Annotated in this window: 10 protein-coding genes; 3 read left to right on the plus strand and 7 right to left on the minus strand. The window is 63.4% G+C overall.

Features of this window, described 5'->3' with window-relative positions:
* Nucleotides 1–54 precede the first annotated feature (54 nt).
* From ACYVHT_RS08565 to pseB, 5 genes are all read right to left on the minus strand, one after another.
* Entirely contained in the window at nucleotides 55–942 is an 888-nt protein-coding gene (locus ACYVHT_RS08565; RefSeq protein ID WP_460550044.1) for a class I SAM-dependent methyltransferase, read from the minus strand.
* Nucleotides 939–1,673, minus strand: a complete 735-nt coding sequence (locus tag ACYVHT_RS08570; protein WP_460550046.1) for a cytidylyltransferase domain-containing protein — start codon at nucleotides 1,671–1,673, stop codon at nucleotides 939–941. Before ACYVHT_RS08570 ends, ACYVHT_RS08565 begins: the two co-directional genes overlap by 4 nt.
* 187 nt (nucleotides 1,674–1,860) lie before the next feature.
* Nucleotides 1,861–2,514, minus strand: a complete 654-nt coding sequence (locus ACYVHT_RS08575; RefSeq protein WP_460550048.1) for a class I SAM-dependent methyltransferase — start codon at nucleotides 2,512–2,514, stop codon at nucleotides 1,861–1,863.
* A gap of 88 nt (nucleotides 2,515–2,602) precedes the next feature.
* The gene (gene pseC / locus ACYVHT_RS08580) at nucleotides 2,603–3,790 is read right to left on the minus strand and encodes a PLP-dependent aminotransferase family protein (RefSeq protein WP_460550050.1); all 1,188 of its coding nucleotides are present in this window, start codon (nucleotides 3,788–3,790) and stop codon (nucleotides 2,603–2,605) included.
* A gap of 15 nt (nucleotides 3,791–3,805) precedes the next feature.
* Nucleotides 3,806–4,825 carry a UDP-N-acetylglucosamine 4,6-dehydratase (inverting) gene (gene pseB / locus ACYVHT_RS08585; RefSeq protein ID WP_460550052.1) on the minus strand — a complete coding sequence of 340 codons (1,020 nt, stop codon included), beginning with the start codon at nucleotides 4,823–4,825 and terminating at the stop codon, nucleotides 3,806–3,808.
* Nucleotides 4,826–4,995: 170 nt separating this feature from the next.
* Between pseB and ACYVHT_RS08590 the strand changes: the two genes are divergently transcribed.
* Both ACYVHT_RS08590 and ACYVHT_RS08595 read left to right on the plus strand, forming a co-directional pair.
* Nucleotides 4,996–6,468: an MBOAT family O-acyltransferase gene (locus tag ACYVHT_RS08590; RefSeq protein WP_460550054.1), complete on the plus strand. Its 1,473-nt coding sequence runs from the start codon at nucleotides 4,996–4,998 to the stop codon at nucleotides 6,466–6,468.
* Nucleotides 6,465–7,403 (plus strand): hypothetical protein, encoded by a 939-nt coding sequence (locus ACYVHT_RS08595; RefSeq protein ID WP_460550056.1) that lies wholly within the window; start codon nucleotides 6,465–6,467, stop codon nucleotides 7,401–7,403. The genes ACYVHT_RS08590 and ACYVHT_RS08595 overlap by 4 nt, the downstream gene beginning before the upstream one ends.
* Nucleotides 7,404–7,474: 71 nt before the next feature.
* Here the strand turns inward: ACYVHT_RS08595 and ACYVHT_RS08600 are convergent, their stop codons facing one another.
* Together ACYVHT_RS08600 and ACYVHT_RS08605 are read right to left on the minus strand one after the other, a co-directional pair.
* Complete coding sequence (locus ACYVHT_RS08600) at nucleotides 7,475–10,822, minus strand: FG-GAP-like repeat-containing protein (RefSeq protein ID WP_460550058.1); 3,348 nt, start codon at nucleotides 10,820–10,822, stop codon at nucleotides 7,475–7,477.
* A 121-nt stretch (nucleotides 10,823–10,943) separates the two neighbouring features.
* Entirely contained in the window at nucleotides 10,944–12,257 is a 1,314-nt protein-coding gene (locus ACYVHT_RS08605; RefSeq protein WP_460550060.1) for a glycosyltransferase family 4 protein, read from the minus strand.
* A gap of 156 nt (nucleotides 12,258–12,413) precedes the next feature.
* Between ACYVHT_RS08605 and ffh the strand changes: the two genes are divergently transcribed.
* Nucleotides 12,414–13,778 (plus strand): signal recognition particle protein, encoded by a 1,365-nt coding sequence (gene ffh / locus ACYVHT_RS08610; protein WP_460550062.1) that lies wholly within the window; start codon nucleotides 12,414–12,416, stop codon nucleotides 13,776–13,778.
* The last annotated feature ends 174 nt before the right edge of the window (nucleotides 13,779–13,952 follow it).

The raw sequence follows: 13,952 nt of genomic DNA on the forward strand, positions 1-13,952 counted from the left end.
GCCAGCTGCTCATCCTTAACCACTAACCACTAACCGTTAATCATTAACCACTAATTAACCCGGCTGCAAAAATGCAACAATACTGCGGCCCAGCCCAACACCGGCCAGGGCTTCGTAGTAGGCCGCCACGGCCGGGAGCGGGGCCGTACGCATGAGAAAATTGTCCTGCGCCAGCCGGTTTTGGTGGGCGCCCTTGCCCGCCGAGCGGTCCATCACGTAGTTGGTGGCGGGGTTGAGCAGATTCAGGTCAATGGGCTGGTCGCCAATGACTTTTGCAACGTGCCAGCCGGTGGCTTCCGCCAGGTTGCGCAGCCCGGTGGGGTTGAAATAGGAGAGGTGGTCGGGCAGCACCACCCAGAAGGTGCGGTCAATCTGGCCGGTGGCCAGCAGGTGCTGCTGCAGGGCCGAAAAATCGTTGGGTACGTCTATCACCAACACACCGCCGGGCTTAATCAGTTGCCGGCAAAGGCGCAGCAGCTCGGCCGGCTCCAGCACGTGTTCGAGCACATTGTCGAGCCACAGCACGTCGAACTGCCGGCCAGCGGCTACCAGCTGCTGCACACCCTCGTACAGGTCGCCGGTGCGCAGGTGCTCCCGCAGCTGCGGATGAAACTTTTCGAGGCTGAAGCTGCTGAAGTCCAGCCCCAGCACGTCCCAGCCGTGGCGCTGGAAGTAGTCCAGGGCCCAGCCCTCGCCGCTGCCGATGTCCAGAAACGAGCCGGAGCCGCCGCGCTCCCGCAGCTGCTCCAGCACCCAGTGCCGCAGCCGCAGCTTGCCCTCGATGTGCTCCAACTCCTCGGCCGGGTACGCGGGCTGATAGGTGGTCAGGTTTTCCTGGTAGTAGCGCTTGGCGTAGTAGTCGCTCAGCGCTTGCGGCGTGGGTTTGTCCCTGATTTCGTAGAAGCCGAACTCGTTCAGGCGCAGGGTATCGGGCAGGTTCATGTCGTCTTTTGCTCGATGTGCGCGTTCAGGGCCATGATTTCGGGCTGGGCTTCGAGCAGGGCCAGCAGGGCGGCCACGTCCAACTCGTGGGCGTGGTGCTGCTCAATCAGGGCTTTCAGCACGGCGTAGTCCTCGGCCGTGTCCAGGGTGATGCGGAAGCGGCTGAAGTCGCCGCCGGGCCACACTTCGTCGCGGTAAATCACGCGGCCCGCCGTGGCCGGATTGGCTTTGATATACGGCGTGACGTGCTCGCGCTCGTAGGGCAGCGTGGCGTTGTGGTAGGCTTCGGCCAGCATCTGCATCGAGAAAATCTCGACGTCCAGCCCGCGCGGGAAGGTGCGTACGATGGAGTTGGAGCGGTACACCAGCGGGTTGCCCTCGTCCAGATACCGCCCCACGGCCGCCCCGATGAGCGGCCCGTCCACCAGCGGGCAGTCGGAGGTGACGCGCACAATAATGTCGAGCCCAAACTTTTGGGCCGTCTCGTAGTAGCGGGCCAGCACGTCGGCCTCGCTGCCCCGGTGGTAGGGGATGCCGTTGGCTTCGGCGTAGGCGGCCAGCACGTCGTCGGCCGGCTCGGTGGTGGTGGCCAGGTAGATGGGCAGGCCGCTTTGCCGGGCCCGGGCCACGTGGTAGTCGAGCAGCGGGCGGCCGGCGGCGGGCAGCAGCACCTTGCTCGGCAGCCGGGTGCTGCCCATGCGAACCTGCGAAATGATGCCGGCAGTTGTCATGTGATTAGAGGCAGGATAGTAGAACCAAGAGCCAAGAATTTAGAAGAGAGAGCCAGGATATTAGAGCCAAGAACCAGGATAGTAGAACCAAGAACCAAGAAATCAGGACCAAGGACTCAATATTCGTATTGCCTCAATCTTGGCTCTTGGCTCTGATATCTTGGTTCTTGGCTCTGATATCTCGGCTCTAGAAAGAAACTTTTTCGAGCAGGTAAATCACGTCCTGGTTGCCGCGCTCCGCATCGTTGATGTAGGGGTAGAGCTTCTGCTTCACCAGCCGCAGGTTGGGGAAGTTGTCCAGAAACACCTGGGCGAAATCGGTTTTCCAGAGGAAGCCTTCGTTGCCCCGGTACTTGATGGGCGTGGTTTCGGGGGCGTAATACTCGTAGCCCATGATGTAGCGGCGCGAGGTGCGTACCATCTCGCCCATGATGCGCGGCAGGTCGTCGGGCGCAATGTGGATGAGCACGCCGTTGGTGCAGGTCACGTCGAAGTAGTTGTCCTTGAAGGGCAGGTCGAAGCCGCTGCCCTGCAGGATGTTCACGCCGCGCACGAAATCGCGGGCTTTCTCCACGGCGTACTGCTGGAGCTCGATGCCATACAGGCTGGTGAAGCCGGCCGCCTGCAGGCCCACCAGCTGCATGCCGGTGTTGCAGCCCACTTCCAGAATCCGGGCCTCGCGGGGCAGCTCGCCGAGGAATTCGGCGTTCATCTCCAGCTTGGTGTGGCCGTAGAGGTCGCGGTAAAATTCATTCCACTCGTCGAGTGGGCGCGAGTTGCGGTCGGTGTATTCGCGGCCAAAGTCGCCGGACCAGAAGTCTTCTTGTTGGGTGTGCTGCAAGGGTTGGGAGTTTTGAATGTTGAGGGTTGAGTGTTGAGTGAAAGGTTCAGTCACGGGTTCTCTGGTTAAGTACCTGCTAACTCAACATTCAGCCCTCAACACTCAAAAATTCATTGATGCACGCCACCACGTAGGCCTGCTCCTCGTCGGTGAGCGTCGGGAACATGGGGATGCTGAGGCAGTGGGCGTAGTAGGTTTCGGCCAGCGGGAAGTCGCCTTCGCGCCAGCCGAGGCTTTCGTAGTAGGGCATGCGGTGCACCGGGATGTAGTGTACCTGCGCGAATATTTGCCTGGTTTTCAGGAAGTCGTACAGCTCCCGCCGATTTTCTACTTGAATGACGTAGAGGTGGTAGGCGTGGCCGGGCGCACCGGGCGCCAGCACCGTGAGGCCCGGCACTTGGGCGAAAGCGGCATCGTACTGCGCGGCCAGCTGGCGGCGGCGGGCCAGGCCCTCATCGGCGCGGGCGAGCTGGCTGAGGCCGAGGGCGCAGTTGAAATCGGGCAGGCGGTAGTTGTAGCCCAGCTCCTGCATTTCCATGTACCAGCCGCCGTCGGGCTGGCGGATGAGGTCGGCTGGGTCGCGGGTGATGCCGTGGGTGCGCAGGCGCAGCAGGTGATGGAACAGCGCCTCGGAGTTGGTGGTAATCATGCCGCCTTCGCCGGTGGCAATGTGCTTCACGGGGTGGAAGCTGAAAATGGCCAGGTCGGCGAAGTTGCCGTTGCCGCAGCGCTGCTCCCGGCCCTGCGAGTCGAGGAAAAAGCCGCCGGGCGCGTGGCAGGCGTCCTCAATTATCCAGAGGCCGAACTCGTCGGCCAGCTGGCGGGCCTGCTCCAGGTTCACGGCCAGCCCGGCAAAATCCACCGGAATCAGGCCCGTGAAATGGCCTTTGGGATGAGCTTCGAGCAAAGCCCGCACTTTCTGCAAATCAATCAAACCCGTGGCCGGGTCGATATCGGTGAAATGCACCTCACCGCCGCAGTAGCGCACGCAGTTGGCCGAGGCCGAGAAGGTGAGCGGCGTAGTGATGACGCGCTGGCCGGGCTGCACGTTCAGCGCCAGCGCGCAGAGGTGCAGGGCCGCCGTGCCGTTGCTCACGGCCACGGCGTACTGGCTGCCGATGTAGGCGGCAAACTGCTTTTCAAATTCGGCTACCGTGGGGCCCTGGGTGAGAAAGTCGGCGTGCAGGGCGGCCGTGACGACGGCCACGTCGGCCTCGGTGATGTTCTGGCGGCCGTAGGGAATCGGGCGGGTGGGCTGGAAGGCGGGGTCAGGCATTGCCGGGCAATTTAATTACACCGCAAAATCGGGGTCGACGTGCAGGCGGATTTCCTCGCGAATCTGTTCCGCATCGAGCCACTCCTGGTTGTTGGCCGAGTCGTACTGGAAGCCCAGCGGCACCCGCTTGCCGTGGAAGGTGTCGATGAACTTGTCCACGTTCCAGGTCGGCATCGAGGGCAGAATGACGTAGTAGCGGTCCAGCTCTACGGTGCTCAGGGCGTCGGTTTCGGTAATCATGGCCTCGTGCAGCTTCTCGCCGGGGCGGATGCCCACGATTTTCTGCTCGCACTCGGGCCCGATGGCGCGGGCCACTTCCGTGATTTTATAGCTCGGGATTTTCGGCACGAAAATCTCGCCGCCCCAGGCGTGCTCCAGCGCGTACAGCACCAGGTCCACGCCTTCTTCGAGCGAGATGTTGAAGCGCGTCATGTCGGGGTGGGTGATGGGCAGCACACCGGTGTGGCGCTGCTGCAGGAAAAACGGCACCACCGAGCCCCGCGAGCCGATTACGTTGCCGTAGCGCACCACCGAGAAGCGCAGGTCGCGGCCGCCTTTCATGTTGTTGGCCGCCACAAAGAGCTTATCCGAGCACAGCTTGGTGGCGCCGTAGAGGTTGATGGGCGCGGCGGCCTTATCGGTACTCAGGGCCACCACGTCCTTCACGCCGCAGTCGAGGGCGGCGTTGATGACGTTTTCGGCGCCGAAAATATTGGTCTTGATGCACTCCATCGGGTTGTACTCGGCGGCGGGCACCTGCTTGAGGGCGGCGGCGTGAATCACGATGTCGATGCCTTCGCAGGCGCGGTGCAGGCGCTGCTCATCGCGCACATCGCCAATGAAATAGCGGATGGCCGGGTATTTGGCCGGGCTGAATTCCTGGCTCATTTCGTACTGCTTCAGCTCGTCGCGCGAGAAGACCACGAGGCGGCGCACCTGCGGGAATTTTTCAAAAACGGTGCGGACGAATTGCTTGCCGAAGGAGCCGGTGCCACCCGTGACGAGGATGGACTTGTGGTTGAGGTCGAGAGCCATGAAATGAGGTAAGCCAAAAACAGGACTGCAAAAGTAGGTACCCGCGCTGTAGGAACGCGCCACGGCGCGTTCAATCGCCAGACCGAACGGGGCGGGTTGGCCACGGCGCGTTCAATCATTAGGCCCAACGATTGAACGCGCCGTGGCGCGTTCCTACTTTCGCACCGCGAATGCTATTCAATTCCCTTCACTTCCTCGTCTTTTTCCCGATAGTCGTCGGGCTCTATTACGGCCTGCCGCCGCGCTGGCGCAACCCGCTGCTGCTGCTGGCCAGCTACTACTTCTACATGAGCTGGCGGGCGGCCTACGCCATTCTGCTGCTGGCCACCACGCTGCTCGACTACTACAGCGGCTACCGCATGAGCCGGCTGCCCACCAAGCAGCAGCGCCGGCCCTGGCTCTACCTCAGCCTGGCCAGCAACCTGGGCACGCTGTTCATCTTCAAGTATTTCAACTTCTTTCGGGATGCTGCCCTGCAGCTGGCCGGGGCGCTGCACCTGCCGCACGCGGCCGTGCCGGCCTTCGGGCTGCTGCTGCCGGTGGGCGTGTCGTTCTACACGTTTCAGTCGGTGGGCTACATCGTGGACGTGTACCAGGGCCGGCTGGAGGCGGAGCGGGATTTCGGGCGGTTTGCGCTGTTCGTAGCCTTCTTCCCGCAACTGGTGGCGGGCCCCATTGAGCGCGGCGGGCACATGCTGCCGCAGTTTCGGCGCGAGCATCGGTTCGATTATGCGCGCATCGTGAGCGGCCTGCGCCTCATGGCCTGGGGCCTGTTCAAGAAAGTAGTGGTGGCCGACCGCCTCGCCCTGCTCGTCAATCCCGTCTTCAACAACCCACGCCAGCACCCCGAAGGCCCCCTGCTGGTGTTGGCCACGCTGGCCTTCACCTTCCAGATTTACGGCGACTTCTCGGGCTATACCGACCTGGCCCGGGGCGCCGCCCGCGTGCTGGGCTTCGATTTCAACCTCAATTTCCGGCAGCCCTACCAGTCGGCTTCGGTGCCGGAGTTCTGGCGGCGCTGGCACATGTCGCTGTCGGGCTGGTTTCGGGACTACGTGTATATCCCGCTGGGCGGCAGCCGGGTAGCTCCCGCCCGGGCCTATGGCAACCTGCTGGCCGTGTTCCTCATCAGCGGCCTCTGGCACGGGGCCAACTGGACGTTTCTGGTGTGGGGCGGCCTGCACGGGCTGTATCTGGTCGTCAGCACCTGGGCCCGGCCGGGGCGCGAGTGGCTGGCGCAGCGCACGGGCCTGGCGGCGCGGCCGGGCTTGCGGCGCGGGGTGGGCGTGCTCATCACCTTCGTGCTGGTGGCCTACGCTTGGATATTTTTTCGGGCCAATACCCTGGGCGACGCCGTGTTCATCAGTAGTCACCTGCTAAGCGGCTGGCAAAACCTGAACAGCCGTGGTGTGCATACGCTGCTGCTGGAATTCTCGCAGCACTACCGCCCCGAGCTGGCCGTGGCCGCCCTCGGCGTGGGGCTCATGCTGCTGGTGGAATACTTCGGCAGCCAGCGCAGCCCGCAGCTTTGGATTGCCGCGCAGCCGGTGGCCACGCGCTGGATGGGCTACGTGGGCCTGGCGCTGCTGATTCTCTACCTGGGCATTTTCAACAGCACCTCTTTTATCTATTTCCAGTTTTGAAAAGCCCGGTTTCACAAGCGGTTTACAGGCTCCTGGGGCGGCTGGCGCTGCTGGGCGGCGCGCTGCTGCTGGGCGCGGTTTTGCTGGGGCCGGTGGTGTTGCGGGGCCGGGTCGATGCCTTCTACGGCCGTTTCACGAGCCCGCCGGCCGGCTCGCTGATTCTGGGGACGTCGCGGGCGGCGCAGGGCATTCAGCCGGCGGTGCTTGCCGCCAAGCTGGGCGGGCAGCCCGAAGGGCCGCTGCTGAACTATGCCTTCACGCTCACGCACTCGCCCTACGGCCCGGCCTACCTGGCCAGCATCCGGCGCAAGCTGCGGCCGGAGGTGCGCAACGGCCTGTTCATCATTGCGGTAGACCCGTGGTCGCTGTCGCTCAGCGGGCCGGAAGGCGCGTTTCCGGAAGACCAGTCTTTCATCGGCCAGCTGCACCAGGTCAGCCAGAACCCCAACCTGGCCTACCTCACGCGCTACCAGACCAAGCCGCTCTACCGCCTGCTGCTCGACTACGCCACCGCCACCGAGCGCCTGCACCCCGACGGCTGGCTCGAAGTAAACATCGGCACCGACAGCGCCCAGGTGGCAGCCCGCACCGCCCGCAAGCTGCAGGACTACCGCCTGCTGGCCGCCACGCAGCACCCGTCCGATGGCCGGATGGTGGCCCTGCGCCAGACCATTGCATTTCTGAAACCGCACGGCCGGGTGGTGCTGGTGCGCCTGCCCGTGGGCCCGGCGCTTCTCCAACTGGAAAATACCTATCAGCCGGGTTTCGACCAGCTTATGCGGCAAACCGCGCTTGCCGAAACGGTGCCGTACCTCGATTACAGCGCCCAACCCTACGCCACCACCGACGGCAACCACCTGCAGCGGGCCGCCAGCGCGGCCTTCACCCAACGAGTAGCCGAAGACTTGAAAACCATGCTTTACGCAAAGCGGTAGCACCAGCCACCATGCAAAAACGGCCTGCCGAATGCTCGGCAGGCCGTTTTGGGCTTATGTATCGAAGCACGCTACTGCACCACCACCTGCCGGGCAACGGCGGTAGCGCCCAGCTGCACCCACAGCGTGTACACGCCCTTTGCCAGGTCGGCAACATCGATGGTAGTGGCGGCGCCAGCGGCAGAAAGCGGAACGTTTTGGCGCACGGCCTGTCCCAGGCTGTTGAACAGCGTAGCCCGGCCAGGCGCACCGGCCGTATTGCTGGGCACTGCCACCGTAAAGCTGTTGTGCGCCGGGTTGGGGTACAGCACCACTTCTACGCCGGCCTGCGCAGCAGTGCTGGCCAGGGGCCCGCCCGTCGGCCCAAAGCGCAGCTGGAAGCGGCCGGCCTGAGCCTGAGCGGCCTGCTGGGCCGTCACGGCAAAGGAATAGCCGGGCTGCTGGCTCAGGTCGATGAGCCGGTTGGTTTGCGCATCAAACAGGTAAGCCGTCAGGTTAGCCGGCAGATTGAGCAGCTGCGCGGCGTGAAGGGTGTAGGTGCCGGCCGCCGGCACGCCGATGCTCAGCGGCAAGGCGGTAGCGGCGGTGAGCTGGTCGCGGCCATCAATGGCCAGCGTGGGCGTATTGGCCGGAGCCGCCGCCAGGTTCAGTCCGGTGGAGTTGGGCAGCTTCACGGCATCGAACTGCGGGTCGAGGCCGGCGGTAGCGCCGCTTTCGGCATACACAAACAGCGCATCGGCCGGGCCGGTGCTGCCCTGCAGCGTTAGCTGCACCAGCGGCCGGGCATCGGCCGCGCCGCGCCGGAAGGGAGCCTGGCTGCCGTAGGAGGTCATGCGCTGGCTGTTGCGGAACGTGAGGCTGCCGTTGGTCTGGCCCGCGCTCACCCGCACAAAAAAGCCCTGGCTGGAGCCAATGAGTGGGTTGCCGCCGCCCACGCCGTTGGTATAGGCGCGGTAGGTGCCGTTGTATTGGCTGCTGCTTTCGAACACGTACATGGCCCCGTCCAGGTTCGGGCGGTCGGCGGCGGCCACCTGGCTCCAGTCGAGCGGCGCGGGGTAGGGGTTGCCCACCAGAGCCCAGCCGGCATCGGCGGCCGTGGGGCCGCTGTTGCGGGCCAGCGACATCAGGCGGGTACCGTTATTCAGCGCACCCGTAAAATCGACTTTCTCCGAGGCCGAAATATTTACCGTATAACCCAGGCCCACGACTAGCGCGTCGGTTGGGTTGCCGGGAGAAAACCAGCCCTTGTCAAACGCACTGGAATTGTTGGTCGTGGTGGCCAGGCGGCTCTGGTCGTAGCCGTACACGGTGGGGAAGGGGTTTTCCAAATCGGGCCGGGCGCTGATATTGTATGCGCTGTTCAGCACCGGCGAAAAACCACCCGTTGTCAAATCGGCCACGTTGGTGCCGGCCACCGGCGCGCTGTAGTGGCGGTAGCCGGGGCCGCCATTCACCGAAGGGTCGATGTAGCGCTGCACCACGGCGGTGCTGCCCTGCACGGCGCCGGTGCTGCTGTTCACCACCAGTGCCGTGCCGGCTGCGCTCGATGGCAGGGTCAGCGTTTGGCCATTCAGCACGAGGTTGCCGGCCGCGCCCACCGTGAGCACCTGCATCACCGTTTCGGGGCCATTCAGTGTCACGGCATTAGCGTTGGTCGTGGTCAGATTGCGCACCTGGCTGGGCAGGGCCCCGCCGGTTACCTGTGCCGCCGTGCCGTTATAAATGTAGCTGGCATCGTTGCTGAAGCTGCGTGTGCCGCTGAGCTGCACCGAGCCAACGTTGCCCGTCAGCTCAATGCCGGCCGGGTCGCAGATGCCCAGCGTGCCGCTGGCTTCCAGTACAAAGTTGCCGGTGCCCGTCAGCGGCTGGCAGGCCGTGAGCAAGGTGCCGCCGTTCTGAATGGTGAGGGTACCGGCTACGGTGAGAGGGCCAGTGAGAGTGCCGATGCCGGCCCCGCCGGTGGCAGGGCCGGTCACGGTTACGTTGCCGTAGTTGCCGCTCACGTTTTGCGGCGTGCTCACGATGAGGTCGGGCAGAGCAGCGAGCTGGTTGAGGCGCACGCTGACCGTTGCGCTGGCAAAGTTGGCGGCGAGGAAATCCAGGTCGCCGTCGTTGTCCACATCGGCGGTGGCAATGCCGTTGGGGTTGGTGCCGGTCAGTACCGTGCTGCTGCTGCCAAACACACCGGCTCCGTTGTTCAGGCGCACGGTAAGGTTGTTTGAGTTGAAGTTCACCACCGACATGTCCAGGTCGCCATCGCCGTCGAGGTCGGCCGCAGAAATGCTGCTTGGCCCGCTCCCGGTCGTGTATTCGGTGCCCCCGCTGAAGATGCCGCTGCCATTATTGAAGCGCACGCTGGCGTTGTTGCTGCCGTAGTTGGCACTCAGCAGGTCCAGGTCGCCGTCGCCGTCCAGGTCGCCCAGCGACACCCAGCGCGGCTGGTTAGCCAGCACTGGGTCCGAGCCGCCCGTAAAGGTGCCGTTCCCGTTGTTGAGCCGCACGCTGACCGTGGTACTGCCCGCTCCCCAGTTCGCCGTCAGCAGGTCAAAGTCGCCGTCGCCATCAACATCGCCGGTTTGAATATTAAAAGGCAGCGCACCCACGCCAATGGTTGAGCCTCCGCTAAAGTTGCCGGCCCCGTCGTTCAGGCGCACCATCACGTTGTTGCTGGCTCCGTTGGTAACCAGGAAATCAAGGTCGCCGTCGCCATCAACGTCGGCCGTGGTGATGCTTTGCGGTTGGCTGCCCACCGTGTATTCAGCTCCGCCGCCGAAAACGCCGCTGCCGTTGTTGAAGCGCACACTCACAGAATTGGCGTTGTAGTTCGCCGTCAGAAAATCCAGGTCGCCATCGCCGTCAATGTCGGCGGTTGTCACGCTTCGGGGCTGGCTGCCCACGCTTGGGTCCGAGCCGCCGCTGAAAATGCCACTGCCGTTGTTCAACCGCACACTAACGGCGGCCCCGCCGAAGGTCGGCGTGAGCAGGTCGAGGTCGCCGTCGTTGTCCACATCGGCCACCGCTACGTTGTACGGGTTGCTGCCTACGCCCGGGGCCGAGCCCCCGCTGAACGTGCCGTAGCCTCCCGTAGCTGCCGCCGTGAACTGAAACAGGCGCGGCACCGCCAGCGCTCCGCTACTGCTCTGGGCCGCCGTTGTCACACTCACCTTGACGGTTTCACCGGGCCGGAAGTCAAACGATGGAGAGAATATCAGGGCATCGTTGTTTACGGTAACGGTGCCGCTGTTGCCAGACCGCAGGCCACCGCGCTGCCCGCTAAAAACCCGGAGTGCCGCCGTGGAGCCAGTGGTCAGGTTCTGGCTGAACTGAACCGTAACGGGACTGGTGCGAACCACGGTATTTTGGTTGCGAGTGGGCGTAACGGTACTGATTACCGGTTGGGCGCTGGCAGAAAAAGCCATTACGGCAGCCCATGCCGGACTGGCCAGCGCCAGGCAGACGGAGTAGCGGTTTTTTTCATAAAAGTTGGAAAGGGAAATAAAGAATCGTAGAAATGCAAGCCAACGCTCGGAGAAGTTTTCGCTACAGCGCGGCAGCAACTTTAGCAAGCTCGCCCGCCAGCCCGCGGCGCGAGTAGCGCGCGTGGCTCACGGCCGGCAAATCCAGGTTAGGGTTGGTTTGCCATTGTGTTGCCAGTGCCTCCAGCGTTTCCAGCATCAGGGCAAAGTCGGCGTAGGGGAGGGCCTGCCCGGTGCCGCATTCCTGCAGCAGGTTGTCGGCATCGGAGCCGGCCGGGCCCACGCACAGAATGGGCTTATTGGCCGCCAGATACTCAAAAACCTTGCCCGGCAGAATGCCGAAGTTGCGCGGCACATCCGGAATGGCCATCAGCAGCGCCGACGATTCCAGCAGGTATTCCACCGACCTGTCGTGCGGCACGAAGGCGATGAACTCGGTGCTGGGCAGCAGGCCTGCCTCCGCAATCTGCCCGCGCAGCTGGGCCGAAACCTGGCCCACAAACCGCAGCCGGAACGGCACCGCAGGGTGCGCGGCGGCACAGGCCGCCACGGCTTTCAGCAGGTTGTCGATGTGGTACAGCTCCGTGATGGTGCCGGTGTGCGTGATGCGCAGGCAGTCGGCGGGCGGGCGGGAAGCGCCTTTGAAATCCGACTCGTCGTAGCCGTTGGGCAGCACATGGAACTTGGCCGATGGCAGGTTCGGCAGCTTGGCCAGAAACAGGCGCTTGGTTTCGGGCGAGGTCACCAGCACGGCGTCGGCCTGGGTCAGCACCTGGCGCTCGTAGCGCGCATCGAGCCAGGAAGCCAACGGCGTGTGGTGCAGGTCTTTGTAGTAATAAATGTCCGTCCAGGGGTCGCGCATGTCGGCCAGCCAGCGCAGGCCGTGGCGGCGCTGCAGCTCCAGGCCGATGAGCTGCGTAGAGTGCGGCGGCGAAGACGTGAGCATGGCATCGAACTGCTCGCCGGCGGCCAGCAGCTTTTCCACGGCGGCCAGCGCGTGGCGGTTCCAGCCCCGGCGCGGGTCCGGAATGAACAGGTTGCCGCGCACGAAGCGCAGGGCCTTCTGCATGGCCCCCGGCTTGCCCTCGTTGGCAAAGCCGCCGTAGGGCACGGCGCGGCCCGTGAGCTTCTTGTAGCTCTCGAACGGCTCTGAGGTTCCGGTGCGGATAACGCGTACATTGGCAGGTACTTCGGCCAGCAGGCTGGCGTCGAGCACCGGGTAGGTGGCCTGGGCCGGGTCCACGGTTATCACGGTGGGCTCCACGTTGAAATGGCCCAGGTGCTTCACAAATTTCAGGCAGCGCTGCACGCCGGCCCCGCCCGAGGGCGGCCAGTAATAGGTGATGACAAGCAGGCGCAGTGGGCGAGAAGGGGGCACGGGAGCAGGCAACAGAAAGCGGGCCGCGAAGGTACGCCCTTTGCCGGTTTTCGTCCATTTATGGTTACTTTTGGGGTTCAGTTTCAGGCTGATTCCGCGGGCCTGTCCCGCCGCCAGTCAGCTTCATCCGTTCAATCTGCGCTAAATCAGCGATTCATGTTCGATAATCTCTCCACCAAGCTCGACCGGGCCCTCAAAACCCTGAAGGGCCAGGGCAGCATCTCGGAAATCAACGTTGCGTCAACCATCAAGGAAATCCGCCGCGCGCTGGTCGATGCCGACGTTAACTACAAGGTTGCCAAGGATGTAACCGATAAGATTAAGGACGCCGCCATGGGCCGCGACGTGCTCACGGCCGTGTCGCCGGGCCAGCTCATGGTCAAAATCGTGTACGATGAGCTCACCGAGCTCATGGGCGGCGAAAAGAAGGACATCGTCATCAAGGGCGACCCGGCCGTGATTCTGCTCTCGGGCCTGCAGGGCTCGGGCAAAACCACCTTCGCCGGCAAGCTGGCCAGCTACGTTAAGAAGCAGGGCCGCAACGTGTTGCTGGTAGCCTGCGACGTGTACCGCCCGGCCGCTATCGACCAGCTGAAGGTGCTGGGCGAGCAAATCGGGGTGGAAGTGTACTCGGAAACCGAGAACAAGAACCCGGTCGAAATCTCGCGCAACGCCATCGACTACGCCCGCAAAAACGGCAAAAAAGTGGTCATCATCGACACCGCCGGCCGCCTGGCCGTGGACGAGCAGATGATGCGCGAGATTGAGCAGGTGAAGTCGGCCATCAACCCCAGCGAGACGCTGTTTGTGGTGGACTCCATGACCGGCCAGGACGCCGTGAACACCGCCAAAACCTTCAACGACCGGCTGAATTTCGACGGCGTGGTGCTCACCAAGCTCGACGGCGACTCGCGCGGGGGCGCGGCCCTCAGCATCCGGTCGGTGGTGGAAAAACCCATCAAGTTCATCTCGACCGGCGAGAAGATGGACGCCCTCGACCTGTTCTACCCCGACCGCATGGCCCAGCGCATCCTGGGCATGGGCGACGTGATTTCGCTGGTGGAACGGGCGCAGCAGCAGTTCGACGAGGACGAGGCCAAGCGCATCAACGCCAAGATTCGCAAAAATCAGTTCAACTTCGACGACTTCCTCTCGCAGCTGGAGCAAATCAAGAAGATGGGCAACATCAAGGACCTGATGGGCATGATTCCGGGCATGAGCAAGGCCATGAAGGACGTCGAAATCGACGACGACGCCTTCAAACCCGTCGAGGCCATCATCAAAAGCATGACCAAGCAGGAGCGCGCCAACCCCGACATCATCAACGGCTCGCGCAAGAAGCGCCTGGCCAAGGGCTCGGGTACCGACATTCAGCAGGTAAACGCCCTGATGAAGCAGTTCGAAGACATGCGCAAGATGATGCGTACCATGAACAAGCTCAGCCAGACCAAAGGCGGCCTGGCCCAGATGCAGAAAATGATGGGCGGCATGAAAGGCGGCCCCGGCGGCATGATGCGCTAGCCCGCGCCTGTCCCGGATTGATACGAAGGAGCGTCTGCACAGCAAGTGCAGGCGCTCTTTTTTCGTTTGGCGCTTGCACTGACAGCGCAGCTGAAATCGGTTTTCTGGCTGAGGGATTAGCTTTTACGAAGATTGTGATGGAAAATTTATTGCACTGGGAATCTTTTGGTGCAA

The sequence above is a fragment of the Hymenobacter daeguensis genome, assembly GCF_054780555.1.